The sequence below is a fragment of the Nocardioides cavernaquae genome, assembly GCF_003600895.1.
In the GTDB taxonomy this organism is placed as follows: domain Bacteria; phylum Actinomycetota; class Actinomycetes; order Propionibacteriales; family Nocardioidaceae; genus Nocardioides; species Nocardioides cavernaquae.
Genome location: NZ_QYRP01000002.1, coordinates 1,969,225 through 1,994,227, shown reverse-complemented (window position 1 = coordinate 1,994,227; position 25,003 = coordinate 1,969,225). Strand labels below are relative to the sequence as shown.

Annotated in this window: 24 protein-coding genes and 1 riboswitch; of the genes, 12 read left to right on the top strand and 12 right to left on the bottom strand. The window is 68.7% G+C overall.

The window, feature by feature from the left end; translation table 11 throughout:
• Positions 1 to 45: 45 nt before the first annotated feature.
• Positions 46 to 627: a DUF7255 family protein gene (locus tag D4739_RS09725; RefSeq protein ID WP_120060433.1), complete on the bottom strand. Its 582-nt coding sequence runs from the start codon at positions 625 to 627 to the stop codon at positions 46 to 48.
• A gap of 15 nt (positions 628 to 642) precedes the next feature.
• Positions 643 to 1,893 (bottom strand): exonuclease domain-containing protein, encoded by a 1,251-nt coding sequence (locus tag D4739_RS09720; RefSeq protein WP_220699264.1) that lies wholly within the window; start codon positions 1,891 to 1,893, stop codon positions 643 to 645.
• Positions 1,894 to 2,130: 237 nt separating this feature from the next.
• On the opposite strand from D4739_RS09720, the gene D4739_RS09715 reads away from it, so the two are divergent.
• From D4739_RS09715 to ung, 3 genes are read left to right on the top strand one after another with little or no spacing between them, the layout of a single operon-like run.
• The gene (locus D4739_RS09715) at positions 2,131 to 2,499 is read left to right on the top strand and encodes a PH domain-containing protein (RefSeq protein ID WP_120060432.1); all 369 of its coding nucleotides are present in this window, start codon (positions 2,131 to 2,133) and stop codon (positions 2,497 to 2,499) included.
• Positions 2,500 to 2,533: 34 nt separating this feature from the next.
• On the top strand, positions 2,534 to 2,839 hold the full coding sequence (locus D4739_RS09710) for a hypothetical protein (protein ID WP_120060431.1): 306 nt from the start codon (positions 2,534 to 2,536) through the stop codon (positions 2,837 to 2,839).
• The gene (gene ung, locus D4739_RS09705; protein ID WP_120060430.1) at positions 2,840 to 3,529 is read left to right on the top strand and encodes a uracil-DNA glycosylase; all 690 of its coding nucleotides are present in this window, start codon (positions 2,840 to 2,842) and stop codon (positions 3,527 to 3,529) included.
• A 57-nt stretch (positions 3,530 to 3,586) separates the two neighbouring features.
• Here the strand turns inward: ung and D4739_RS09700 are convergent, their stop codons facing one another.
• From D4739_RS09700 to nrdR, 3 genes are all read right to left on the bottom strand, one after another.
• Entirely contained in the window at positions 3,587 to 4,018 is a 432-nt protein-coding gene (locus tag D4739_RS09700) for an ATP-binding domain-containing protein (protein ID WP_120060429.1), read from the bottom strand.
• A gap of 141 nt (positions 4,019 to 4,159) precedes the next feature.
• A complete protein-coding gene (locus D4739_RS09695; RefSeq protein WP_120060428.1) occupies positions 4,160 to 7,048 on the bottom strand; it encodes a vitamin B12-dependent ribonucleotide reductase in 2,889 nt (962 codons plus the stop codon).
• A gap of 153 nt (positions 7,049 to 7,201) precedes the next feature.
• Positions 7,202 to 7,714 (bottom strand): transcriptional regulator NrdR, encoded by a 513-nt coding sequence (nrdR, locus tag D4739_RS09690; protein ID WP_120060427.1) that lies wholly within the window; start codon positions 7,712 to 7,714, stop codon positions 7,202 to 7,204.
• A 447-nt stretch (positions 7,715 to 8,161) separates the two neighbouring features.
• Between nrdR and D4739_RS09685 the strand changes: the two genes are divergently transcribed.
• From D4739_RS09685 to D4739_RS09645, 9 genes are all read left to right on the top strand, one after another.
• On the top strand, positions 8,162 to 8,527 hold the full coding sequence (locus D4739_RS09685) for a hypothetical protein (RefSeq protein WP_147384861.1): 366 nt from the start codon (positions 8,162 to 8,164) through the stop codon (positions 8,525 to 8,527).
• Between the two features lie 92 nt (positions 8,528 to 8,619).
• Positions 8,620 to 9,051 (top strand): DoxX family protein, encoded by a 432-nt coding sequence (locus D4739_RS09680; RefSeq protein ID WP_120060425.1) that lies wholly within the window; start codon positions 8,620 to 8,622, stop codon positions 9,049 to 9,051.
• Between the two features lie 134 nt (positions 9,052 to 9,185).
• Entirely contained in the window at positions 9,186 to 9,794 is a 609-nt protein-coding gene (locus tag D4739_RS09675; protein ID WP_120060424.1) for a hypothetical protein, read from the top strand.
• Positions 9,795 to 9,823: 29 nt separating this feature from the next.
• Positions 9,824 to 10,495, top strand: a complete 672-nt coding sequence (locus tag D4739_RS09670) for a lysoplasmalogenase (RefSeq protein WP_120060423.1) — start codon at positions 9,824 to 9,826, stop codon at positions 10,493 to 10,495.
• A 235-nt stretch (positions 10,496 to 10,730) separates the two neighbouring features.
• On the top strand, positions 10,731 to 11,093 hold the full coding sequence (locus D4739_RS09665; protein ID WP_120060422.1) for a LysM peptidoglycan-binding domain-containing protein: 363 nt from the start codon (positions 10,731 to 10,733) through the stop codon (positions 11,091 to 11,093).
• Between the two features lie 458 nt (positions 11,094 to 11,551).
• Positions 11,552 to 12,271 (top strand): transcriptional repressor LexA, encoded by a 720-nt coding sequence (gene lexA / locus D4739_RS09660; RefSeq protein ID WP_120060421.1) that lies wholly within the window; start codon positions 11,552 to 11,554, stop codon positions 12,269 to 12,271.
• A 53-nt stretch (positions 12,272 to 12,324) separates the two neighbouring features.
• A complete protein-coding gene (locus tag D4739_RS09655) occupies positions 12,325 to 13,257 on the top strand; it encodes a M15 family metallopeptidase (RefSeq protein ID WP_220699263.1) in 933 nt (310 codons plus the stop codon).
• A 139-nt stretch (positions 13,258 to 13,396) separates the two neighbouring features.
• A complete protein-coding gene (locus D4739_RS09650; RefSeq protein WP_182920364.1) occupies positions 13,397 to 15,112 on the top strand; it encodes an alkaline phosphatase D family protein in 1,716 nt (571 codons plus the stop codon).
• A complete protein-coding gene (locus D4739_RS09645; protein ID WP_238473598.1) occupies positions 15,112 to 16,407 on the top strand; it encodes an alkaline phosphatase family protein in 1,296 nt (431 codons plus the stop codon). The genes D4739_RS09650 and D4739_RS09645 overlap by 1 nt, the downstream gene beginning before the upstream one ends.
• A 133-nt stretch (positions 16,408 to 16,540) precedes the next feature.
• On the opposite strand, the gene D4739_RS09640 is transcribed toward D4739_RS09645, so the two are convergent.
• The 7 genes from D4739_RS09640 to ppk2 form a co-directional block, all read right to left on the bottom strand.
• Positions 16,541 to 18,523, bottom strand: coding sequence for an ATP-dependent DNA helicase (locus D4739_RS09640; protein WP_238473597.1), 1,983 nt, complete (start codon positions 18,521 to 18,523; stop codon positions 16,541 to 16,543).
• Positions 18,524 to 18,703: 180 nt separating this feature from the next.
• Positions 18,704 to 19,267 carry a LemA family protein gene (locus tag D4739_RS09635; protein ID WP_120060420.1) on the bottom strand — a complete coding sequence of 188 codons (564 nt, stop codon included), beginning with the start codon at positions 19,265 to 19,267 and terminating at the stop codon, positions 18,704 to 18,706.
• A gap of 40 nt (positions 19,268 to 19,307) precedes the next feature.
• Positions 19,308 to 21,098, bottom strand: coding sequence for a DUF2207 domain-containing protein (locus D4739_RS09630; protein ID WP_120060419.1), 1,791 nt, complete (start codon positions 21,096 to 21,098; stop codon positions 19,308 to 19,310).
• A 46-nt stretch (positions 21,099 to 21,144) separates the two neighbouring features.
• The gene (locus D4739_RS09625) at positions 21,145 to 21,846 is read right to left on the bottom strand and encodes an SGNH/GDSL hydrolase family protein (RefSeq protein ID WP_182920363.1); all 702 of its coding nucleotides are present in this window, start codon (positions 21,844 to 21,846) and stop codon (positions 21,145 to 21,147) included.
• A gap of 85 nt (positions 21,847 to 21,931) precedes the next feature.
• Complete coding sequence (hflX, locus tag D4739_RS09620) at positions 21,932 to 23,425, bottom strand: GTPase HflX (RefSeq protein ID WP_120060417.1); 1,494 nt, start codon at positions 23,423 to 23,425, stop codon at positions 21,932 to 21,934.
• 45 nt (positions 23,426 to 23,470) lie between these two features.
• The gene (locus D4739_RS09615; protein ID WP_120060416.1) at positions 23,471 to 23,815 is read right to left on the bottom strand and encodes a transglycosylase family protein; all 345 of its coding nucleotides are present in this window, start codon (positions 23,813 to 23,815) and stop codon (positions 23,471 to 23,473) included.
• Between the two features lie 2 nt (positions 23,816 to 23,817).
• Positions 23,818 to 24,005, bottom strand: a riboswitch (cyclic di-AMP (ydaO/yuaA leader).
• Between the two features lie 138 nt (positions 24,006 to 24,143).
• Complete coding sequence (gene ppk2 / locus D4739_RS09610; RefSeq protein WP_120061833.1) at positions 24,144 to 25,001, bottom strand: polyphosphate kinase 2; 858 nt, start codon at positions 24,999 to 25,001, stop codon at positions 24,144 to 24,146.
• Between the last annotated feature and the right edge of the window lie 2 nt (positions 25,002 to 25,003).

Below are 25,003 nucleotides of genomic sequence, written 5' to 3'. Positions count from 1 at the left end.
CTCAGCAGTCGGGTGCAGCAGTCGAACCTGCGACACCATCCTGCGTCACTGCCTGACAGCAGTTGCAAGCCGATCCCGTACGCGCAGATACGCAGCCACACCACCGCGCTCCGGGGCGGCCACCCGAATCACGGGCGGGTGCCCCATGGCCGAGGTTGCCAGATCGCGAAGCGCATCGTTGTACGCACGTTGCCGGACCCTGCCACCGGGGCCGAAACCGATAGCCGCCTTGGATGCTCTGAAGCGGTCGGCACGCGCCGCCCATTCATGACACAGCGCCTTGTACTCGTCGAGGTCGAAACCGAGCTCTACCCCGGACGGATAAAGGCTCAGAGTGGTCAGTCGATGACTCGTGAAGTGTTGGTGTTCGTCGACCTCCACGAACACTCCTGACTCCTCATGAAAGAAGTCACCGGGAAGGGCTGTGAGCCGCTTCGCCGCCTGCTCCTGCTCAACGCCCGACAGAGCATTGAAGATCGCGGTCAGCGGCTCGAGCGCTGCCGTGGCCTCAACAGGAAGGCCGAGATGGCCCCGCTGGTTGATCCAGGGCACCTTCGCGCGAGTGAGCACGACGCCATCAGCAGCGGCCGCAGCGCGGAAGTCATTCTGGCAATCATCCTTGGCCACGTTCGACCCCCTCAATCAGACCAGCCGGAGCGAGCGGTGTTCCGGCGACTGCTCCGGCTCCATCGCACGGACGAGCTTCATCAGCGCCGCCTCGTGCACGATCGGCACTCCGTAGTCGCGCGCCTTCTTGGCCTTGCCGCTTGCGGAGTCCGGATCCGCAGCGACGAGCAGCCGGGTTCGCTTCGTCAACGGACCGGAGACCAGGCCAGCATCGACGAGGTCGCGCTCCACCTCTGACCGAGGTCGACTCATGGTCCCAGTCAGACAAATGACGTCGCCGCTCTCGAGGCGGAACTCCGCACTTGCCGACCGGGCCGGTGCCATGGCGAGAGCCGCGTCGACCTCGACCGTGGGAAGCCCAACCAGCTCGGCAACCCGGTCAAGGTCGGCCCGCTCGTCGTCGGTCACGACACCGTCAGCAAGAGCGACCCGTGCCAGCGATCGAAGGTAGTCGCGGTGGACGTCATCGAGGGTGGACCGGCTCAGGCCGAGTTCCACGGCGGTCTCGACGAGCGCCTCCTCCTCGTACTGAGCGATGTATCCGTCAAGGAGCGCCGACTCGAGCACCTCCAGGTAAGCCTCCAACCCAGGGTCGTCGCCACGCGGCAGCCTGGCGACGACCCGATCCAGCCATTCGGAGGGACGGCGAACCGTCTGCGTGCCTCGCTCAACCAGCAGGCACTCGTCCATCGGCAGCTGCGGCCAGTCCACATCAGCAGCGCCCACGAGTTCGTCGTTCCACGGCGCTGGCGATCCCCCGATCCTCAGGAGGTGTCCCAACAGCCCGGCGGCCGCCCGTGCGTCGTGGAGCGCCGAATGCGCATTGGCCAGCTCAATCCCTGCGGCATCACAGCAGTCACCGAGCTTCCGCGAGGAAGCGCGCAGGAGATGCCCCGCCCACTTCATCGTGCACAGACCGCCGACCCACGGATTCGCGAGTACGACGCCGGCCCGGCGTAGCTCTGCGCCGAGGAACCGCAGGTCGAACGATAGGTTGTGGGTCGTGATGACCCGTCCACGGAGGTCAGCCAGCAGGCGCGGAAGAACCTGGCTGAAAGTCGGCGCGCCCAGCACGTCACGCGCGGTGATCCCGTGGATATGCGTCGGGCCGACATCACGGCCCGGGTCCACGATCGTGCTCCACTCCCCCTCGATCCGACCGTCCTCGCCAACGAGAACGAGCCCGACCTCAACCACTCGATCATGCGCGTTGGGGAACAGTCCCGTGGTCTCAAAGTCGACCACCGCGAATCCAGACATCGTCATCTCCAGCCTTGAACCCATCAACGGCCCGCGGAAGATGCGGGCAACCTTGAGTCCCGGTTGCACTTTGGCAGCAGCCCCCGGCACAAATGTCGCGTTCTCGGAGATCTGACCCAGACGTGCTCTTCCCGCAGCCCAGACGGACTATCTAGACCAGAGAGCGGGTTCTGTCGGACCTCCGGGCGACCCTCGTCCGGAGCGACACACTCGACGAACACCGCCCACGACTAGGAGCACCGAATGGAAACCGCAGCGATCACAGCCTGGACCCTCATCCAGGAGATCCCTATCCCCGGCGACGTCACCGGCCTCCTCATCGAGGGCGAGCAGGCGGTCGCGGCGTACAAGACCTTCCGCGACAGCGCGGTCTTCACCACGAAGCGCCTGATCGTGCGCGATGCGCAGGGGCTGACCGGCAAGAAGGTCGAGATCTACTCGCTGCCCTACAGCAGCATCAACATGTGGTCTTCCGAGAACGCCGGCGGCATGCTGGACCGCGACGGCGAGATGGAGATGTGGACCCGCGCCGGCCACATCAAGATCAAGCTGAACAAGAAGATCGACGTACGACGCCTGGACCAGCTGATTGCGTGGGCGGTGCTGAAGTAGCCGACCGCTGGCGCCACGAACAGACGGGTCAATCATGAATGCAGCAGAGGCGAAGAAGCGGGCCAACGCTTTCCTCCGCGAAGACGGCAGCCACCTGGTCGCGAAGAGCGCAAGGAAGGCGGGAGGGGCTCCCGAGGGGCGGCGGGTCTGGGTCGTCGCCTACGTGGACCCGGCCGAGCCTGACGCGATGCTCACTGGCGGCGCGCTGGCCGTCACCGAGGACGGCAAGGTCCACACCATAGGCTCGGCGCCAGGCGATCCAGCGCTGCAGAACCTCCTCTTTTCCTCCGGGAATGACGCCACTGAGGAGTCGCAGGTCCACAAAGAACACGGAGACTGAATGACAAAGGTGGCTGAAAGCGTGTGGGCAATCCCCGAGAGCTGGACCGCGGCTCTCCAAAACGAACTCGAGCAGCCGTACTGGGCTTCTCTGACCGACTTCGTGGATTCAGAGCGAAGGCGAGGGGATGTGTACCCGCCACCGTCCGACGTGTTCAACGCTCTCGCGCTGACACCGCTGGGGGACGTTCGAGTCGTCATCCTCGGTCAAGACCCGTACCACGGACGCAATCAGGCACACGGGTTGTGCTTCTCGGTCCGTGAGGGTGTGACGATCCCACCGTCACTACGCAAGATCCTCAGCGAAATCCGGGCTGACGATGCAGGACCGGCTCCGACGGGCGGCAACCTAACGAGCTGGGCAACTCAAGGTGTCCTCCTCCTCAACGCGACACTGACCGTTGCTTCCGGAGCCCCAAAGTCGCATGAAGACCGAGGATGGGAGACGTTCACCGACGCCGTCATCCGAGCGGTCAATGCCAAGAGCGAGCGCGTTGTGTTCGTCCTCTGGGGCGACACGGCAAGGGCGAAGCGCAAGTTGATCACCAACCCAATTCACGCTGTCGTCGAGTCCGCCCACCCGGCGGCCCGGGCGAACGCGAAGACTCCGTTCGTTGGATCGCGCCCGTTCGCGGAGATCGACCGCCTGCTCGGCGACCGTGGACCGATCGACTGGACGCCCGGCATCTAGGTCGGATCGGAGCCTGACTCAGCCGGGCACCGGCTGCGAGCAGTTTCCATCTGGAAACTAGATCCCCAGCCTCTTCGCCACCTCGGCACCACCCATCTCCCGAATCAGCTCCGGATGACCAACGACCACGAGCTCATCGGTCGCACGCGACATCCCGACGTACAACCGCTCGCGGAAGCGGTCCCGCTTCGACGACTCGTTGACGCAGAGCACGACCGCCTTGCGCTCGAGGCCCTTGCAGCCGAGGACGTGGCCGTAGAAGACGTCGCCGCCTTCCCAGAACTGCTTCCAGTAGCCCTCCTGGCCGTGGCGCGCAGCGACGTCGTCATGCACGGGGTGCTTGTGGCCAGTGGTGATGAGCGCGATCGAGCCCGGGCCCCAGCCCTCGTCGATCATCGCGTCAACGATGTCGTCAGCGGCAGACAACGCCTCGTCGGTCGACGCTGCGACGAACCGGACCTCAGGCCCGACACCACCCCGCGAATACATCCGCGACGGGGCCAGCGGGCCGAACGCTTCGTGGATCTGGCGAGTGTTCCTGAGGCAACTACCTCAGTCCTATCACCGTCCACCGACAGCACGAGGCCCCGACGCGAGCGAATCGCGTCGGGGCCTCGTCGTACTGACTTGTCAGCTGCAGCCGGAGGTGCTGCCGCAACCTTCGCAGACGTAGCAGCTACCAGCGGGACGCATCTTCGTGCCACACGTGAAGCACAAGGGCGAGTCGACAGCGGTGCCGGTGATGATCTCCAGGAGCTCGGCGGAGGTCTTGGCGGCGCGTCCGGCGGGCTCGGCCGCAGCCGGCGCCTCCGACACGATCTCGGCCTCGACCGGGGCAGCCTCGGCCTTGGCGGCCTCGACGTGCTCGGTCTTCAGGGACTCGGCCTCGGAGATCTCGAGGGGCTCGTAGGAGCCGGTCTCGAGGTGACGCTGACGCTCTTCGGCGGTGTAGATGCCGAGCATCGAGCGCTCGTCGAAGGTCATGTAGTCCAGCGCCAGGCGGCGGAAGATGTAGTCCATGATCGACTGCGCCATCCGGACGTCCGGGTCGTCGGTGAGGCCAGCGGGCTCGAAGCGCAGGTTGGTGAACTTCGAGACGTAGGTCTCGAGCGGGACGCCGTACTGCAGGCCGATCGAGGTGGCGATCGAGAAGGCGTCCATCACGCCGGCCAGGGTCGAGCCCTGCTTGCCGAGCTTGAGGAAGACCTCGCCGAGCGAGCCGTCCTCGTGCGCACCGGAGGTCATGTAGCCCTCGGCCCCACCCACGGTGAAGGAGGTGGTGCGCGAGACTCGCGACTTCGGGAGGCGCTTGCGGGTCGGGGCGTAGACGATCTTCTCGACGATCTTCTCGACCACGTCGGCGGCCGCAGCGGCGTCGGCAGCGTCAGCCGCGTCCTTCTTCGCCTTGCCGCCACCGTCGGCCAGCGGCTGGCCAACTTTGCAGTTGTCGCGGTAGCACGCGGTCGCTTTGAGACCGAGCTTCCAGGACTGGAAGTAGATGTCCTCGATCTCCTCAACCGTCGCCGACTCCGGCAGGTTGACGGTCTTGGAGATGGCGCCCGAGAGGAACGGCTGGCAGGCCGCCATCATCCGCACGTGGCCCATCGGCTTGAGCGCGCGGGCACCCATCGCGGTGTCGAAGATCTCGTAGTGCTCGAGCTTGAGGCCCGGGGCGTCGATGACGTGACCGTGCTCGCCGATGTAGGCGACGATCGCCTCGACCTGCTCCGGCTGGTAGCCGAGCTTGACCAGCGCGCGCGGGATCGTCTGGTTGACGATCTGCATCGAGCCGCCACCGACGAGCTTCTTGAACTTGACCAGCGAGAAGTCCGGCTCGATGCCGGTGGTGTCGCAGTCCATCATGAAGCCGATGGTGCCGGTCGGCGCGAGCACGGAGGCCTGCGCGTTGCGGAAGCCGTTCTCGGCGCCGATCGACTGCACAGCCGCCCACTCCTGCGTGGCCAGCTTGTGGACCTCGGCGTCGGAGATGTGCAGCGTGCGCACGGTGTCGTTGGCGGCCTGGTGCTTGCGCATGACCCGCTTGTGGGCGTCCGCGTTGCGGGCGTAGCCGACGTACGGGCCGACGATGCCGGCGAGCTCCGCCGAGCGACGGTACGACGTGCCGGTCATCAGCGACGTGATGGTCGCAGCCATCGCGCGACCGCCGTCGGAGTCGTAGCCGAGACCCATGGCCATGAGCAGCGCGCCGAGGTTGGCGTAGCCGATGCCCAGCTGGCGGTAGTCGCGGGTGGTCTTGCCGATGGGCTCCGTCGGGAAGTCGGCGAAGCAGATCGAGATGTCCATCGCGGTGATGATGAACTCGACGGCCTGGGCGAAGCGCTTGGCGTCGAAGGTGTCGTCGTCGCGCAGGAACTTGAGCAGGTTCAGCGAGGCCAGGTTGCACGACGAGTTGTCGAGCGACATGTACTCCGAGCAGGGGTTGGACGCGGTGATGCGGCCCGTCTCGGGGTTGGTGTGCCAGTCGTTGATGGTGTCGTCGTACTGCAGACCCGGGTCGGCGCAGGCCCACGCGGCCTCGGAGATCTTGTGGAAGAGCTCGCGGGCGTCGACGGTCTCGATGACCTCGCCGGTGGAGCGGGCCTTCAGACCGAAGGACGTGCCGTCCTCGACCGCGCGCATGAACTCGTCGGAGACGCGGACCGAGTTGTTGGCGTTCTGGTACTGGACGGAGGTGATGTCCTTGCCGCCGAGGTCCATGTCGAAGCCGGCGTCGCGCAGGGCGCGGATCTTGTTCTCTTCGTTCTTCTTCGTCTCGACGAACTCCTCGATGTCGGGGTGGTCGACGTCGAGGACGACCATCTTGGCCGCACGACGCGTGGCGCCGCCCGACTTGATGGTGCCGGCGGACGCGTCAGCGCCGCGCATGAAGGAGACCGGGCCAGATGCGGTGCCGCCGGACTTCAGCAGCTCCTTGGAGGAGCGGATGCGGGAGAGGTTGAGGCCGGCGCCGGAGCCGCCCTTGAAGATGAAGCCCTCTTCCTTGTACCAGTTGAGGATCGAGTCCATCGAGTCGTCGACGGAGAGGATGAAGCACGCGGAGACCTGCTGCGGAGCGGTCGTGCCGACGTTGAACCAGACCGGGGAGTTGAAGGAGAAGTACTGGTTGACCAGCAGCCACGTGAGCTCGTGCTCGAAGACCTGCACGTCGGCCTCGGTGGCGAAGTAGCCGTTGTCGCGACCCGCCGCGACGTACTTGCCGACGACCCGGTCGATGAGCTGCTTCAGGCTCCACTCACGGTTCTCCGCGCCGACAGCGCCGCGGAAGTACTTCGTGGTGACGATGGTGGAGGCGTTGACCGACCAGAAGTCGGGGAACTCGACACCGCGCTGCTCGAAGACGGTCTCGCCGGTCTTCCAGTTCTGCTGGACGACGTCGCGACGCTCCCAGGTGATGGCGTCGTAGGGGTGGAGCCCCTCGGTGCTGAACACGCGCTCGAGCTTCAGGCCCTGCTTCTGGCCCTGCTGCTGGCCCGTGGACCCGCTCACCGTCTCGGTCATGTCTCCTCTTTCCGGCTGTATCTGAATCGGCACAGTTCTGTCCGCTGCTGGCTGGTCGTGCTTCGTCGTACGTCGTGGTGCTGGTGGTGCGGGTGTTGCTATGCATGGGCCCGACCGCGAAGCTTCCCCACTCCGTGGCCGGGCTGTCTCAGGTCACCCCGTGGGGGTGAGTGCGCCGCGGGCGAGCTCGTCGAGCCCGCCGTTCAGCTCGGTGCGGGCGATGCGCTCAGCGCGCAGAACGGCGATCTCGGCCTCGAAGTCCTCAGCGGACTCGAAGGCGCGGTAGACGCTGGCGAAGCGGAGGTAGGCCACCTCGTCGAGCTCGCGCAGCGGCCCGAGGATGGCCAGGCCGACCTCGTTGGCCGGGAACTCGGGCGAACCCGAGCTGCGCAGCGTGTCCTCGACCGCCTGGCCCAGGCAGGCCAGCTGGTCCTCGGTGACCGGGCGGCCCTTGCACGCCTTGCGCGCACCGCTCACGGCCTTGTCGCGGTTGAACGGCTCGGTCGCGCCGGAGCGCTTGAGCACGGTCAGCTGCATCTGCTCCACGGTGGAGAAACGGCGGTCGCAGGACGGGCACGTGCGCCGGCGGCGGATCGCTCCACCGTCGTCGGCGACGCGGGAGTCGAGCACGCGGGTGTCGGTGTTGCGGCAGTAGGGACAGTGCACGGTGCTCTCCTTCCAGGTCGTGCGTGTGGGGCCGTTGCCCGGGGTCGCCGATGAGACCCTTGGCGGGCCTTGCCTGGCTGTGGACTCCGGCGCTGTTTCTGTGGATAACCAGCGGTGTTGTGGGGAGATCCAGGCCAGTTCTGTGAACTAGATGTGGAAAACCACAACGGTGTAACTACTAGATGTAGTGGTAACCGTACGTCGCCGCCACGAGGCGTGCAACCCCCGTCACATCCGATTTCGCCGGGGGTCACCCCGCAGTTCATGGCAGCGATGTAAACCCGCAGGTCAGGGCCGAGTCGAGCACCGCGACAACCAGCAATGTCGACTTTCCGACGCCCGCGTGTCGCAGGTTTTCCGGGCGTGTCGCACGATCCGGGAAACTGTGCAGACACCACATTCTCCGGTCTGGTCACGGGACTGGAATCCGGCTGGCAGAATGTGCGGGTGAGTCACGGGGATCGGAAGCACGCGGGCAGCCGGAAGGCACCGCGGCCCGCTCGTTCCCGCAAGCGGATCGACCCCCGCGTGGGCGTGTACGCCGTCGGCGTCACGTTCTGCGTCGTGGCCTGGGGCTACCTCGTCTTCGCCGCGATCGACTTCGGCGGCACCGCCCGCGAGGGGCGTGGCATCGCCTGGCTCTTCCTGTTCGTCGCCTGCATCGGCGCGGCCTGCTGCCTCTTCGCCGGGCTGATGCTGGGCATGCGCGCCCTCATCTCGCTCGGCTTGGTCACGCCTCCCGCCGACGAGCAGCCCGCCGCCTCCACTCCCCCGGCGGAGCGCGTGCCGGGCGGGCGTCGCGCCCTGCGCTGAGCAGCTCCGAGAAGCAGCCGGGCTCTCAGGTTCGTCTTGGGTTGCCCTGCCACAGTTGGTTGACAGTTCAACCAACTCGGGAGGTTCCTCCAATGCGTACCCTGCTCCACCCCACCATCCCCGGCGGCACCGATCTGGCGCTGCTCGCACTCCGCGTGATCGCCGGCATCGTGCTCATCGCCCACGGCTGGCAGAAGCTCGACGAGTTCACGCCGGCCGGCACCGAGGCATTCCTCGGCGACGCGGGCGTCCCGCTCGCCGGCATCGCTGCCTGGTGGCTGATCATCACCGAGATCGGCGGCGGCATCGCCCTGCTCTTTGGCGTACTCACCCCGGTCGTCGCGCTCATCGGCATCGCCAACATGATCGGCGCGATCGCCTTCGTGCACGCGGGCAACGGCCTCTTCGTCGCCGCCGGTGGCGTGGAGCTCGTGCTGCTGCTGATCGCCGCCCTCGCCCCGCTCGCCCTGCTCGGAGCAGGTCGGCTCTCGGTCGACCGGCTCATCGCGGCACCTGCCCGCTGACCCCAGTACGCGGCGTACTCGTGCTGCCGGGTCTGGCGTGTCGGCGACCGCAGGCATAGCGTCGAGAGCCGGACCCCAGACCACTTCGGCATCAGGGCCGAAGCGGCCTGCTCAATGACCTTGGGAGGCCAGCGGTGTTCATGCAGATGGTGACCGGAGCTTGTGCCCGGCAGGACGAGATGCGCGCGGTCGTCGACGACTGGTGCGCCGACATGGCGATGCGCGACGGCTGGCTCGGCGGGACCTACGGGTTCACCGACGACGACCAGTTCGTGGGCATCGTCCGATTCAGCTCACAGAAGGCGTACGACGCGTGCTGCGCGTCCGCGGACGCCGGGGCGCACTGGGCCGGAGCACTTCTGTGCTTCGACGCCACCCCGGAGATCCACCAGTCCGAAGACGTGACGATCATGCTCGACGGCGCGTTCGACGCATCTGGCGACGCCCAGTTCGTGCAGGTGATCCGCGGGCGCGCGAGCAACCCCGACCGGCTGCGCAACATGGTGGCCGACCAGGAGATGACCGCGATGCTGCACCAGGCGCGGCCCGAGATCGTCGGCGCGACGCTGCTCATCGAGGACGACGGCAGCTACACCGAGACGATCGCGTTCACCGACGAGGCTGCGGCACGTCGTGGCGAGCAGCTCGAGATGCCGGCGGACGTCGCCGCGGACTGGCAGTCGGCGGTCGGCGACGCGCAGTACTCCGACCTGCACCGGCCCTGGTTCGCAAAGCACTCGTGAGCCTGTCGGCGCTGCCCTAGATTGCGTGGGTGCGCACCTCGACCCGACGCAAGCTCGCCTACCTCGGACTGGCCGCCCTCGACACGGGATTGTCGGCGTCGGCCAGTCCGCTGGCGCACCGCGCCCGCTTCGTCACGAAGCCCCTGCTGATGCCGGTGCTGGCTTCGTCGGTTCTCGCTTCTGGTCGAACCGGGCTCACCGCGCCGGTGGTGATCGCCGAGGCCTGTGGGTTCGTCGGCGACGTCGCGCTGCTCTCCGAAGCGCGCCGGCCGTTCTTCGTGGGGTCGGCGGCGTTCGCGGTCGGCCACGCCTCCTACGTGGCCGGGTTCATGGCGCAGCGCTCCACCTCGCCGCTCTTCGCGTCGCGGAGGACCCGCGCGCTCGCTGTGCTGTGGGCAGTGGCGGCGCCGGTCAATGCGGTGCGCGCAGGTCGGCGTGACCCGGCGCAGGGCGCTGCGGTCGCGGCGTACTCGTTGTCGCTGACGTCGATGGCGATCGCGTCCGGCCACCTCTCCCCCTCGATCCGCCCCTCCGCCCGGGCGCTGGCCGGGCTCGGCGGCCTGGCCTTCCTGACGTCGGACTCGTTGCTCGGCCTGCGGAAGTTCGTGCTCAGCGACCCGCCGCCCGCGCTCGAAGGAGCGGTCATGGCGACCTACACCGGCGCGCAGTTCCTGCTGGCAGAGGCCGCCACCCGCGCCTGAGGCCTGCCGTTCCGCTTTGGCCCTCCGGGGGTGTCGGGCTCGTGTCGCTCGAGTGGCCTTCGACACGGTCGAATCTTTTTTCGAACAAGTGCTTGCATCGTTCGAACACATGATCTAACTTCGTACATGTGTTCGATCGAACGTCTGATCGAGGGCCAGCTCCGGCGAAGGTTGTCGGTGGTCGTCTGTAGACATTCGCTCGTCACCCCGACCGACTCTTCCCCGGAGGTCCACGATGAGCACGATCAGCTTCTCCCCCACGTACGCCGCCCGTCCCGTCCGCGTCGCCCGCCCCGCTGCCCCGCAGCTGCGGCTCACCCGACGCGGTCGCCTGACGGTCTTCGTGCTGGCGCTGCTGTTCGCCGCCACCGTCGCCTTCGTGCTGGCCAGTGGGTCCAGCGCCAACTCCGAGCAGGGCGGCGCCCCGCTCGCCACCGAGCGCATCGTGGTCACCCCCGGCCAGACGCTCTGGCAGATCGCGGCCGACCGCGCCGACGACGGCGAGGTCCGCGCCATGATCGACTCCATCGAGAAGCTCAACGCCCTCGACGAGCCGATGCTCTACGCCGGCCAGGAGCTCTTCGTTCCGGTCGGCTGACACAGACGCGCGGCGGGGCGCTGGTGACTCCGCCGCGGCAAGTTCTTGCGCGCCGCTTCGACCCCGGTGCGTGAGATGGGGAAGACACGGGGGCGGAGTCCACTTGGGCTCCGCCCCCGTTTCGCATTTTCCGTCGACACGGCGCTTCGTTGGATGGCCGGGGCGGCTGCGGCACACGGTGGCGGGGACGCGGGCGGGCTGGGTCGCCGGCGCGCGGCGGATGCGCGACGGCGCACGGAGCGTAAAAGTCGGCTGCGGCCAGAGCGCGCGAGTGGGCGGCTGAGTCTGCCGCGCCGACAGCGACGGCGTTGCCGCGCAGGAGCCGCCCCAGCCACACCCAACGCAGCCCAAGATCCCCACCCCGCCCCGACACGCCGTTCGAACAGGTGTTTGAACACCCGCGTGAATCCGGATACGTTGGAGACACCCGCCCAGCCCACGACGTAAGGCACACGACGATGGCGACTCCTCCGCACAAGGTCTCCGAGTTCCCCGACGGCCCACCGGATGCGACCGGGCTGACTCCGCGTCAGCAGCGCATCCTCAACGTCATCCGCGACTCCCTCGAGGACCGTGGCTACCCGCCGAGCATGCGCGAGATCGGCGACCTGGTCGGGCTGACCAGCTCCAGCTCGGTGTCCCACCAGCTGAAGGTGCTCGAGCAGAAGGGCTTCATCAAGCGTGACCCCAACCGTCCGCGCGCGCTCGAGGTGTTCCTGCCCGAGGTGCTCGCGGCGCGGCGCTCGATCGGCGCGGCCGACGAGACGTCGTACGACGAGACCGGCATCGGCGACTCGATGCCTGCAGCGACCTACGTGCCGATCGTGGGGCGGATCGCGGCGGGCGGCCCGATCCTCGCCGAGGAGCGCATCGAGGAGGTCTTCCCGCTGCCGCGGAGCCTGGTCGGCGACGGCACGCTCTTCCTGCTCGAGGTCTCGGGTGACTCGATGATCGACGCGGCGATCTGCAGCGGTGACTACGTCGTGATCCGCCAGCAGCCGACCGCCAACAACGGCGACATGGTCGCGGCGCTGCTCGACGGCGAGGCGACGGTGAAGACGTTCCAGAAGAAGGACGGCCACGTGTGGCTGCTCCCCCACAACGAGGCCTACGACCCCATCGACGGCACCCACGCCTCGATCCTGGGCATCGTGACCGCGGTGCTTCGCCGGGTCTGATTTTCCCCCACCGTCGGGAGGACGACGGGTCACGGAGGCCTACGCTGGCCGACGTGACCCGTCGTTCGCATTTCGGAGCCGTCCGCCTCACGTGTGCGGCGCTGGCCTTGAGCGCCGCGCTGTCCGCGTGCGAGCCGCTGCTCCGCGAGGACGGGCCGCCGCCCGCGCCCGCATCTCCGGGAGCACCCGCTACGGGAGGTACGCCGAGCGCACCTGCTGCTCCGACTCCGTCACCGACCGGACCGGCAGCGCCATCGGCACCCGCACCGCCTGCGCCGGGCACTGTCGCGCCCGCCTGGCTCGGGAAGCGGCCCCTGCCGGAGACCGCCGACGGCTTCGGGGAGATCCAGGCAACGCCACGGGTCCTGCGCAATCGCCGCTTCACACTGCCCGACACGTTGCCGATGCTCCCCGGGGACGGGTTCGCCTCGCACGTCGTCAGTCCGGCCCCCGCCGACGTGATCGCACGCTCGACCTGGGTGGAGGGCTGCCCCGTCTCGGCGAGCGACCTGGCCTGGGTGCAGCTCGCCTTCCGCGGGTTCGACGGCGCACGCCACACCGGCGAGCTGCTGGTCAACGCCGACGTGGCACAGGACATGGTCAAGGTCTTTCGGCAGCTCTGGCGCGCCAAGTTCCCGCTCGAGGAGATGCGGGTGACCCGGCGCGACGAGCTCGACGCCGCCCCCACCGGAGACGGCAACAACACCAGCGCCTTCGTGTGCCGGCCCTCCGTCGGATCAACCCACTTCAGCCAGCACGCCTACGGGCTGGCGGTGGACGTCAACCAGTTCCAGAACCCGTACACGAAGGGCGACCTGGTCCTGCCAGAGCTCGCATCGGCGTACATCGACCGGACGAATGTCCGCCCCGGCATGATCCTGACCGGCGGCCCGGTGATCCGCGCGTTCGCGTCGGTCGGCTGGGAGTGGGGCGGCTACTGGAACTCGCTCAAGGACCGGCACCACTTCAGCCTCAACAACCGCTGAGCCATCGCCGAACTTGCGCCGTGTCGACGCCGAACTTGCGCCGTGTCGACGGACAACGCCGGGGCGAACCTTCGGTGAACGGGGCGTGCTCACACACCTGCACCCGTCACCGATCCCCCGCGACGCCGTTCAAACTGATGTGAATCCCACGAACTCGGGCCAGCTCGGCCGTCGCGCACTGATCAAGGGCACCGCGGCCACAGCCGCTGCTGTCGCCGCCACCACGGCCATCACGACTGGTGCAGCCTCGGCCGCCACGTCCGCCTACTTTCAGCACGGCGTCGCCTCCGGTGACCCGCTGCCCGGCGCGGTCGTCCTCTGGACCCGCGTCACCCCGACCGCGACGAGCCTTCCCGGCTCCGGCGTGGGTCCGTCGATCACGGTGACCTGGCAGGTCGCGCGCGACGCCGCGTTCACGACCATCGTCGCCTCGGGCAACCAGTCGACCAGCCCGGCCCGCGACCACACGGTCAAGGTGGACGCGACCGGCCTCGCCGCCGCGACGACGTACTACTTCCGGTTCAGCTACAGCGGCGTGCGCAGCCCGGTCGGTCGCACGCGTACGGCGCCCGCGGCTGGCAGCAGCGTGGAGAACCTGCGGCTCGGTGTCGTGAGCTGCGCCAACCTGCAGGCTGGCTGGTTCTCGGCATACCGCCACCTCGCAGCGCGCGAGGACCTGCACGCGATCCTGCACCTGGGTGACTACCTCTACGAGTACGGCCCCGGCCAGTACGGCTACGGCAAGGACGAGGTCGACATCCGGCCTCACTCGCCGGCGCGCGAGATGGTCACGCTCGCCGACTACCGCCAGCGCCACGCTCAGTACAAGCAGGACGCCGATCTGGCGACGCTGCACGCGAAGTACGCGTTCATCACGACCTGGGACGACCACGAGGTCACCAACGACGCCTGGCGCGACGGCGCGGAGAACCACACGCCTCTCGTCGAGGGCTCGTGGGCGACGCGTCGCGCCAGCGCCCAGAAGGCGTACGACGAGTGGATGCCGATCCGCCTCTCCGGCACCGCCGCTCTCGGTGACGGCACGCAGATCTACCGTCGGCTCGCCTTCGGCCAGCTCGCCGAGCTGAGCATGCTCGACCTGCGGACGTACCGCGACCGGCAGGTCACCGGCCTGCTCGGTGTCACCAGTGACCCGACCGGTCTGCTCGCCACGGGCGAGGTCAGCGACCCTGCGCGCACCATCACCGGCCGCGCACAGCTCGACTGGCTGAAGGGCTCGCTGGAGACCGGGCGTGCGCAGTGGAAGCTCGTCGGGAACCCGGTGATGATCGCGCCCGTCGACCTCGGTGCGCTGCCGAACGACCTGACCGACCCGGTCGCCGACATCACCGGGATCCTGCCGCGCGACGGCATGCCCTACAACACCGATCAGTGGGACGGGTACACCGACGACCGGCGCGAGCTCATCTCGCACATCCGCGACCAGGGCGTCCGCGACACGCTGTTCCTCACCGGCGACATCCACTCGGGTTGGGCGGCGGATGTGCCCCACGACCCGGCGCTCTACCCCGTCACCGGCGACAGCGCCGCGGTCGAGTTCGTGTGCACCTCGGTGACGTCGAACAACCTCAAGGACATCACCGGGGCGCCCTCGCGCAGCGCGAGCATCGTCGTCGAGGAGGCCATCAAGGCCAACAACCTGCACATCAAGTACCTCAACTTCGACGACCACGGGTTCTCCGTGCTCGACCTGACCCCCGCGCGGGCACAGATGGACTGGTTCGTCATCGGTGACCGCGCCGACAAGGCCACCGGCATCGCGTGGACCGCGTCGTACGAGACCCGGGCGGGCGAGAACAAGGTCCGCCCCGTCGCGAAGCCGGTGAACGCCTGATGTGCAACCTGCCCAGCAACGCCTTCGAGCGTGCGCTCCCCGCATCGCACACCGTGCGTGAGGTCATGGGTGTCGGCGGTGCCGTCGTCACCTTCACCGGCGCACTCGCGGCCCTCGGTGCCGCACCGGCCTCCGCAGCAGCCGCCGCCAAGAAGCGGGCCTACGTCGTCGTACTCGACGGGTGCCGGCCAGAAGAGATCGGCGGCGGCAGCATGCCGTACGTCGCGAGCCTGCGCGCCGCGGGCACGCACTACCCGCGTGCCACGTCGAATCCGGTCATGGAGACGATCCCCAACCACTGCATGATGATGACCGGCGTCCGCCCGAGCCGCTCCGGCGTCCCGGCCAACACGTTCTTCGACCGCGCGGCCGGTGCCGTGCGGACGATGGACCAGCCGGCGGACCTGCGCGCGACGACGGTCATCGAGCAGCTCAACGCGGCCGGCAGGAAGACCGGCACGGTGCTGTCGAAGGAGTACCTCTACGGAATCTTCGGCACCCGTGCGTCGTACCAGTGGAAGCCCGGCCCCATCATCCCGGTGTCCGGCCACGCTCCCGATGTCGCGACGATCGACGCGGCCATCACGATGGTGGACTCGTTCGACCCGGACTTCATGTTCGTCAACCTCGGCGACATCGACCGCTTCGGGCACGTCGACATCACCGGCACCACGCTCCACGCGGCACGAACCCTGGCGCTGCTGGACACCGACGCCCAGGTGAAGCGGTTCATCACCCACCTGCAGGACACCGGCCGGTGGGCCGACTCGCTGGTCCTCTTCATCGCGGACCACTCGATGGACTGGTCGCTGCCGACCCAGCTCATCTCGCTTCAGGGAAAGCTGGACGCGGACCCGCTGCTCAAGGGCAACGTCCAGATCGCCGGCAACGGTGGCGCGGACCTCCTCTACTGGACCGGTGCCGCCGGCGACCGCACCACCGCGATCGCGAAGATGCGCGCCATCGCCCTCGCCCAGCCGGGCGTGCTCGAGGCCCACGACGTCGCAGGTACGCCGTCGCTCAAGCTCGGCGCGGAGGCTGGGGACGTGCTGGTCTGGTGCAAGGCGGGCTGGCGCTTCAGCGATCCGAACGTCCTGTCCAACCCGATCCCCGGCAACCACGGCCACCCGGCGACGTACCCGATCCCGTTCTTCCTCTCCGGAGGTAGCCCGATGGTGCCGAAGTCGACGACCAGGTCGACGCTGGTGAGCACGATCGACGTCGCGCCGACGGTGGCGAAGTTCTTCGGCGTCGCCTCGCCGACCGGCGGCTGGGACGGCGCCGCCCGCCTCTGACCCCACTCCTCCCCGTCGACACGGCCCGACTTCGAGGTCGACACGGCGCAACTTGGGCCCCCACCTCGAAGTCGAGACGTCTCGACGCCCACCTTGCGCCGTCTCGACGCCCACCTTGCGCCGTCTCGACGGGTCAGCGGCCGGAGAGGCGCTTGAGGGCGCCGCGGACCATCTCCCCGTCGGAGGTCGGCCACATGGGTGGGAGCGATGCCCGCAGGAAGCCGCCGTAGCGGGCGGTGGCGAGGCGCGGATCCAGGACGGCCACGATGCCGCGGTCGGTGGAGGTGCGGATCAGGCGGCCGGCGCCCTGGGCCAGCAGCAGCGCGGCGTGGGTGGCGGCCACCGACATGAAACCGTTGACGCCAGCCTTGTCGGCAGCCCGCTGGCGCGCGCTCATCAGCGGGTCGTCGGGGCGTGGGAACGGGATCCGGTCGATCATCACCAGCGTGCAGGTGTCGCCCGGGACGTCGAGGCCCTGCCACAGCGACAGGGTGCCGAACAGGACCGTGTGCGGATCCTCGACGAACTGCTTCGCGAGCTCGGGCAGCTGCGCGTCACCCTGGGCCAGCGTGGTCAGGTGGGGAAGCCGCTCGCGGACCGCCTCCGCCGCAGCATCGGCGGCGCGACGCGAGGAGAACAGCCCCAGGGTGCGCCCGTCGGCCGCGTCGACCAGGGAGACGATCTCGTCGAGCTGGGCCGGGCCGAGTCCGTCACGACCCGGCGGCGGCAGGTGCTTCGCGACGTAGAGGATGCCCTGCTTGGCATAGTCGAACGGTGATCCGACGTCGATGCCGCGCCACGGGAGCACCGTCTCGGTCCGCGCGATCGACGGACCATCAGGGACCAGCCGCTCGGTCGGCTTGAGCCCGACCGAGGACGCCACGACACCGAAGTCGCCACCCAGCATCAGCGTCGCGCTGGTGAAGACGACGGTCTTGTCCGCAAGCAGCTTGTCGCGCATCTGCCCCCACACCTGGAGCGGCGCGACACACAGCTGGGGGCCGCCGCGCTGGGCATCGCGGTCGTTGCGCCACAGCACGTCTGACTCCAGCGAAGCAGCCATGCGCTCGGCCACCGCGAAGACATCGGAGACCATCGCCTTGGCCTGGGTGCGTGCCGCGTCAGCCTCGGACTCCTTCTCCTTGGGGAAGGCGGCCACACACGCCCGAGCCGCGTCGCGCACGAGCACGAGGGCATCCGACAGCTCCTGCGGCATGCGGTCGATCCGCCCCGGCTCGAGCTCGGCCAGCGCATCTGACAGGGCCTCGCCGGCATCCATCAGGTCCTCGGCCGAGTTGTCCTCGGAGACCTGGCGCAGCGCGCGGCGCCCCGCGCGCTCGATGTCGGTGGCAGAGAGCTCGTCCGTGGCTGCCTGGGTGACCCGGGCGACGAGCTCGTGCGCCTCATCGATGACCACCGCGTCGTACTCCGGGATCATCGGGATGCCCTCGATGGCGTCGATGGCGAGCAGCGAGTGGTTGGTGATCACGAGAGACGACTTGGCCGCCTTCTCCTTCGCCCGCTCCGCGAAGCACTCCTCGCCGAACGCGCACTTGGTCTTGCCGAGGCACTCGCGGGCACTGACCGAGACCTGCCGCCAGACGCGCTCGGTGTGCCGCGGCGCGTTGTCGCGCTCGCCGGTCGCGCCGCTCGTTGCCTCGGACTCGGCCCACTCCCGGAGCTCGAGCACCTGCTCGCCGAGCGACCCGAGCGGCATCTCGACCAGAGCACCCTGGTCGTCCGGCACCCCCTCACGGATGCGGTGGAGGCAGGCGTAGTTGGAGCGGCCCTTCAACACGGCGTACGACGCGTCGATCCCCTTCTGACCGCCGATGGCCGTCATCAGGCGCGGGATGTCACGCTCGACCAGCTGGTGCTGCAGGGCGAGCGTGGCGGTGGCGATGACAACCCGGTTGCGGTGCAGCAGCGACGGGACGAGGTAGGCCAGCGACTTTCCGGTGCCGGTGCCGGCCTGCACGAGCAGGTGGGTCTCGGACTCCATCGCGTTGGCGACGGCCTCGGCCATCTCGACCTGTCCGGAGCGCTCCTGGCCGCCGAGCGCCTCGACCGCCTGCGCAAGGACCTCACGCACACGGGAGGGAGTCGGATCTGGCACCCGCAAACCCTACTGCCGCCACGGCAGCACCCCCGACCGCCCATGCACAGGAGCGGGCACACGGACAGGAGGGATGCCCCACGCACGCAGTCGCGCGCGGATCAGCCGCGTTCGACGCACTCCGTCAGGACGTGTTGGTGGTCATGCGAGCGAGGTACCCACCAACACCGCAACCATGCGTCAGAACTCGACGGTCGGCGCGGTCTCCTGGCCCTCGGGCGCGTCGTAGAAGTCACGCTTCGAGACACCGGTGACACCCGCGAAGAACATCCACGGGATCGTCGCGATCGAGGTGTTCAGCTGCGCGGCAGCGTCGTTGTAGAACTGGCGCGCGAACGAGACCTGGTTCTCGGTGTCGGCGAGCTGCTTCTGCAGCTCCATGAAGTTGGCCGATGCCTTCAGGTCCGGGTAGGCCTCGGCCACGGCGAGCACGTTGACGATCGCCTTGTCGAGGCGCGCCTCAGCGGCCGCCTTCTCGGTGACGGAGCCGTCCTTCGCCGCGGCGGTCACGCCGGCGCGCGCCGCGGTGACCTCCTCGAAGACGCCCTTCTCGTGCTGCGCGTAGCCCTTGACCGTGTTCACCAGGTTGGGGATCAGGTCGGCACGACGGGTCAGCTGGACGTCGATGCCGCCGAGCGCCTCGTCGACACCGACGTTCTGCGTGCGGAGCTTGTTGAAGCCGATCACGAAGAACGCGACCAGCAGGACGACGACGACGGCCAGGACGATCAGGACGATCAACATGCGTTTCCCCCTCGGGTGGTTGGATTCAGTATGGAGAGGCTCACCAGGAGCCGCCACCACCGCCGCCGAAGCCGCCGCCTCCACTGAAGCCGCCACCTCCGCTGCTGCTGGTCTGCGTTGCCTGGTAGGCGCCGATCGCGGAGCTCAGCGAGGACTCGAAGCTGGCGAGCGGGTTCCCCACGGACGAGTACGACGAGGTGCCGATCGGGATCGGGTACCACCCCGGAACGGGCGCCGGCGTGCCGGTCTCCGCTTCGTACTTCCGGGCCCACTGCTCCGCGCAGCCCAGCGCGACGGCGTACGGGATGAAGGCGGTGTAGAGCTCCTTGCGGGCGCTGAAGTCGAACCGGGTCTCGGCGCTCTGCGTCGCGAGCAGGCGGCGGAAGCCACCCGCGCGCGACCACATCTCGCGTCCGGCCGGAGTGCGGTGCGTCGTCGATGCGGGTTGCGCGACGCCGACGGCACCGATCACGAACGCCGCGGCCGGCAGCGCCAGCAGGGTCAGGCCGAACGGGTTGAACCAGATCAGCAGACCGGCCACGAGCACGCACAGCCCCATCAGCACCCGCAGGATCATGACGCCGGGAGTGTTCGTGAGCAGCCCGCTCTCGAGGCCCCAGGACTTCGCGGCCCTGGCGACGGAGCTGTTGAGGTCGACGAGGGTCTTGCCCACGTCCTTGGACTTCGCCGAGACGAACTGGCCGCCGACGACGTCCAGCCCGAGCGAGGAGCCGACGGCGCGGGCCACGGGGTCCAGCCCCGACCATGCCTCACGCTCCGCAGCACCGGTCACGGTCCATCCGGCCGACGGGTCGGACACGTCCAGCGGCGCGAGCTTGACCAGGCCGCGCTCGGCGAGGTCCAGCAGGGTCGCGCTGACCGCGTTGGACGGCACGGTCTCCTTCGAGATGTAGGCGACCTGGACCGGGCCCAGGCCTGCCGGCGGCTCGTACATCACCGGGAAGCCAGGCGTCTTCTCGCGGGTGCGCCCGGCGGCCCACCAGCCGAGCAGCAGCGCGAAGACACCGAGCACGCCCAGCCCGGCGACCACGAAGACGTTGCGCCCGAGGACCGCGTCCAGGGCGACGGGCCAGGGCACCGAAGCCCGGTCCGGGGTGGGGATGTCGAGGGCAGCGCGCACGCTGACCGGAGTGTGCGGTGCCAGCGCGCCGATCGTCAGGTTGACCGTCCTGCCGTCGACGGACACCGCACAGCTGGTCCCACCGACACACTGCGGCAGCTCGGGCCGCGCCGGGAGATGGACCTGAGCGGTCGCGCCGTCGATCGCCATCTGCCAGCCGCCGGGCACGACGTCCCAGCTGAACACCGACCGGTCGTCGTCGCCGGCCCAGCTGCCCTGACCCGAGGTGCCCGCCGACGTCAGGACGCCGTCGACGGACCACGCGATCCGATAGGTGTGGGCGCCCGCCGCGACGAAGTCGGACGGATCACCGATCTTGGCGACGCGATAGCGCTTTCCCCGCTCCCACGACATGTCGACCGGCACGTCAGAGCCGTCGAGCGTGATCTGCATGTCCTTCGGAACGATGCGCCCGTCGGTGCCCGCATCCGCAACGTCGAAGAACCGGAAGATGCCGTGGCGCCCCTCAGGGAACTGCGTCGTGATCGTCTCGACCGCATCGAGCGACCCGTCCTCGTGAACGGTCAGGTCGACGTCATACGCGGTGATGCGGACCGGATCGGCACCGCCGTCGTCGAAACCGTAGGTGGCGTACTCCCCGACAGGCCACAGGATGCCCGCCACCGTCGCCAGGATCGCAAGGACCGCCAGCACCCCCGCGTGCCAGGACGCCGCCTGCTTGAGCTTCATGGCCGTGAGCCTATGCGGAGCAGACGGGGAGCGGCAGCGACCGACGTCATGGGCGGCGCGCGATCGCTGTCGCGACGAACTCGCCGAACTGTTGATGACCCTCGGGCGTCAGGTGCAGCCGGTCGGGCAGGTAGGCCAGCGCGAGGTCCTTCGTGGACACGTAGCGCGCGCCCGCACGCGCGGCCTCGGCGGCGAGCAGCGCATCAATCCTCGGTACGCCGCGGCGACGGGCCGGCGCGGAGGCTGGCCCGACCAGGACGACCGGGGTCCCCTCGAACGCGGCCAGCACCGCCCGGACGCCGGAGCGCACCTCGGCGGACGGCCGGTCGAAGTCGTTGAGCCCGCCCTCGACGACCACCAGGTCGTAGTCGCGGCGGGCGGCCTGGCGGGCGCGCTGCGCGAACGACGCGCCCGCGCAGCGGCTTGCCGTGGCGGCGTACCCGGAGCCTGAGAAGCCGTCGACGCGGACCTGGTCGCCGCTCAGCTGAGCGGGCCACGAGCGGGAGGGGTCGGCCAGACCGAGACCGACCGACCAGGAGTCGCCGATCACGAGCACCGCCCGGCCCGAGGCGCCGTCAACGCCGGCCTCGCGCGCGTTCGACACGGCGGCAAAGCGGGCGCAGCGGTCCTGTGCCTCGGCGGCGGAGCCGGACGCGATGGACACGCGGAAGCCGACGAGCAGTCCGGTGACGACCAGCGCCACGACGAACGCACGCCATCGGTGTCCACCTGAGCCGAGCTTCCCCACGCGGACAATGGTCCGGTCAGGCCCGCGTCCCCGCAGGCGTTTGGCCGAACTGATCCCCCGCTGTCACGAGCGCAGCGGCACCGGGTCAGATGACGGTGTAGCGCGCGAGCTCATCCGCAAGGTCGGCGTGCGCCCGTCCGCGGACCAGCGTGCCGTCACCCGTGTGCTCGAGCGAGGCGATCTCGCCCGCGCGGTGGATGCGGTCGACCAGGTCACCCCGCTCGTAGGGCAGCAGCACGTTGAACTCCACACCGGGGCGCGGCAGCTCGGACTCGATGATCTTGAGCGCGGCCTCGATGCCCTCGCCGGTCTGCGCCGACACGACCACGCTGTGCGGCTCACGGGCCAGCAGCCGCGCGATCACCATGGGGTCGGCGATGTCGGCCTTGTTGATCACGATCAGCTCGGGCACACCGGTCGCGCCGATCTCGGCGAACACCTCGCGCACAGCAGCGATCTGGCCCTCGGGGTCGGGGTGCGAACCGTCGACGACGTGCAGGATCAGGTCCGAGTCGGCGACCTCCTCCAGCGTCGAGCGGAACGCCTCGACCAGCTGGTGCGGCAGGTGGCGGACGAAGCCGACGGTGTCGGACATCGTGTACTCGCGGCCGTCACTGGTCGTCGTACGCCGGGTGGTCGGGTCGAGCGTCGCGAAGAGCGAGTCCTCGACCAGCACGCCGGCATTGGTGAGCCGGTTGATCAGGCTCGACTTGCCGGCGTTGGTGTAGCCGGCGATCGCGACCGAGGGGATCGCGTTGCGCTTGCGGGTCGCCCGCTTGGTCTCACGGGTGCCGACCATGGCCTTCAGCTCGCGACGGAGCTTGGCGATCCGGTCGTTGATGCGGCGGCGGTCGGTCTCGATCTTGGTCTCACCGGGGCCACGGCCACCGATGCCCTCACCGCCCGCGACCCGGCCACCGGCCTGGCGCGAGAGGTTGCCACCCCAACCACGAAGGCGCTGCTTCATGTACTGCAGCTGGGCCAGCTCGACCTGCGCCTGGCCCTCCTTCGACTTCGCGTGCTGGGCGAAGATGTCGAGGATCAGCGCGGTCCGGTCGACGACCTTGACCCCGATCTTGTCCTCGAGGTTCCTCAGCTGTGACGGCGCGAGCTCGCCGTCCATGATCACGGTGTCGGCGCCGGTGGCGTCCACGATCTCGTGGACCGCCTCGACCTTGCCGCGGCCGATGTACGTCGCGGGGTCGGGCTTCTGCCGCCGCTGGAAGACGTTGTCGAGCACCTCGGAGCCGGCCGTCTCGGCGAGCAGCGCCAGCTCGGCCATCGCGTTCTCGGCGTCACGCTCGGTGCCCTCGGTCCAGACGCCGACCAGGACGACCCGCTCCAGCCGGAGCTGGCGGTACTCGACCTCGGTGATGTCCTCGAGCTCGGTGCGCAGGCCGACCACACGGCGCAACGCGTGGCGGGCCGCCAGGTCGGCGGCACCGACGGAGTCGTCGAACTCGGGGTCCGCGTCGTCGTACTCCGTGAAACTCACGTCGGAGTCGTCGGCGTCGTCGGGGTCCCACCCACGGGTGGCGGCGAGCTCGTCATCAAGGTCAAAACGCTCTGGAGTACTCATACGCCTTCAAGAGTAGGCCGCGTGACCGCACTCGGCGAACGAGTTTCAGCGAACGCCGATGCGGTAGGAGCAGGAGCCCCAGGCGCCCCAGCCCTGGCCTTCCTTGATGCGCTCCGCGACGCGGATCTGCTCGAGCCGCGTGGCGCGGTGCGGCCAGTAGTTGCCGGAGATGCGCGGGCCACCGAAGGCCTTCCACGTGGGCCGGCTGATCTGCAGGCCCCCGTAGTAGCCGTTGCCGGTGTTGATGTGCCAGCGCTGGCCGGACTCGCACTGGGCAAGGCGGTCCCAGGTCGCGCCACTGGCGGCGTCGGACGGGGCAGCGGTCGCAACACCAGCGGCAACGGGGGCGACGGTCAGGGCGATGGCAGCAGTGAGCATGCGGATACGCATGGTGATCCTCCACGCGCCGACGAAGTTAGCTGTCGGGTTCGGGCTGGTAGGTGCCCGGCCGGATTGCTCCGGCTCAACCCCAGGAGGTGGCCGGCGGTGCTGGCCGCGTCCGGTGGAGACCTGGGTCCCCCGCTCCCGTCCGTCGGGTTGGCTTCCTCTTCGCGCGGACGGGATTAGGCGTGTCGCGAAGAGCCGTTCCGGTGTGCCGGAACAGGTAGAACGCTAGCTGCCAGCAAGCACCCCTCGCCGCGACCGCGGTCACACCCTCGCCGCGACCCCGGTCACACGGCCTACCCGTCGACGTTGCGCCGTGTCAACGCATTCGGGATCAGAAGAGCTGGGGGACGAAGGTCTGCTCGTGCATCGGCGGACGGATGTAGGTCTCGTCGCGCATGGTCGGCAGGACCACCTCTTCGGGCGCGGCGTCCTCGTAGTCGAACTGCGAGAGCAGGTGGCTGATGCAGTTGAGCCGGGCGGTCTTCTTGTCGTCGGAAGGTACGACGTTCCAGGGCGCCTGCTTGGTGTCGGTGTACTGGAAGGTGGTGTCCTTCGCCATCGAGTAGCGCACGTAGAGCTCGTGCTCGGCGAGGTCCATGTCGCTCAGCTTCCAGCGCTTGAGCGGCTCGGCGTTGCGTGCCTCGAACCGCTTGCGCTGCTCCTCGTAGGAGACCGAGAACCAGTACTTGATCACGATGATCCCGCTGCGCACGAGCATCCGCTCGAACTCCGGAGTCGCCCGAAGGAACTCCTGGTGCTCCTCGGGAGTGCAGAAGTCCATCACCCACTCGACGTTCGAGCGGTTGTACCAGGACCGGTCGAACAGGCACATCTCGCCGGCGGCCGGCAGGTGCGCGATGTAGCGCTGGTAGTACCACTGAGTGCGCTCGCGTTCGGTCGGCTTCGGCAACGCGACGGTGCGGACGGTGCGCGGCGACGTGCGCTCGGAGATCGTCTTGATGACGCCGCCCTTGCCCGCAGAGCCGCGGCCTTCGAAGATCACCAGGACCTTGAGCCCCTGCTTCTGGATCCAGTACTGCAGCTGGACCAGCTGCTGCTGGAGGTGCTCGATCTCGGCCTCGTAGACCTCCTTCTTCAGCTTCCCCTTGTTCGTGTAGTCGTCGGGGTTGCCGCGGTGGGCGACAAAACCGGTGTCGTTCGCGCCCTCGGGAAGGATGATCGTGCTCATGC

Coding starts and splice junctions, on each gene's coding strand:
- D4739_RS09720 (WP_220699264.1), bottom strand. CDS start 1,893: ATGACGATGTCTGGATTCGCGGTGGTCGACTTTGAGACCACGGGACTG.
- D4739_RS09715 (WP_120060432.1), top strand. CDS start 2,131: ATGGAAACCGCAGCGATCACAGCCTGGACCCTCATCCAGGAGATCCCT.
- D4739_RS09710 (WP_120060431.1), top strand. CDS start 2,534: ATGAATGCAGCAGAGGCGAAGAAGCGGGCCAACGCTTTCCTCCGCGAA.
- ung (WP_120060430.1), top strand. CDS start 2,840: ATGACAAAGGTGGCTGAAAGCGTGTGGGCAATCCCCGAGAGCTGGACC.
- D4739_RS09700 (WP_120060429.1), bottom strand. CDS start 4,018: ATGTATTCGCGGGGTGGTGTCGGGCCTGAGGTCCGGTTCGTCGCAGCG.
- D4739_RS09695 (WP_120060428.1), bottom strand. CDS start 7,048: ATGACCGAGACGGTGAGCGGGTCCACGGGCCAGCAGCAGGGCCAGAAG.
- D4739_RS09680 (WP_120060425.1), top strand. CDS start 8,620: ATGCGTACCCTGCTCCACCCCACCATCCCCGGCGGCACCGATCTGGCG.
- D4739_RS09665 (WP_120060422.1), top strand. CDS start 10,731: ATGAGCACGATCAGCTTCTCCCCCACGTACGCCGCCCGTCCCGTCCGC.
- lexA (WP_120060421.1), top strand. CDS start 11,552: ATGGCGACTCCTCCGCACAAGGTCTCCGAGTTCCCCGACGGCCCACCG.
- D4739_RS09645 (WP_238473598.1), top strand. CDS start 15,112: ATGTGCAACCTGCCCAGCAACGCCTTCGAGCGTGCGCTCCCCGCATCG.
- D4739_RS09635 (WP_120060420.1), bottom strand. CDS start 19,267: ATGTTGATCGTCCTGATCGTCCTGGCCGTCGTCGTCGTCCTGCTGGTC.
- D4739_RS09630 (WP_120060419.1), bottom strand. CDS start 21,098: ATGAAGCTCAAGCAGGCGGCGTCCTGGCACGCGGGGGTGCTGGCGGTC.
- hflX (WP_120060417.1), bottom strand. CDS start 23,425: ATGAGTACTCCAGAGCGTTTTGACCTTGATGACGAGCTCGCCGCCACC.
- D4739_RS09615 (WP_120060416.1), bottom strand. CDS start 23,815: ATGCGTATCCGCATGCTCACTGCTGCCATCGCCCTGACCGTCGCCCCC.
- ppk2 (WP_120061833.1), bottom strand. CDS start 25,001: ATGAGCACGATCATCCTTCCCGAGGGCGCGAACGACACCGGTTTTGTC.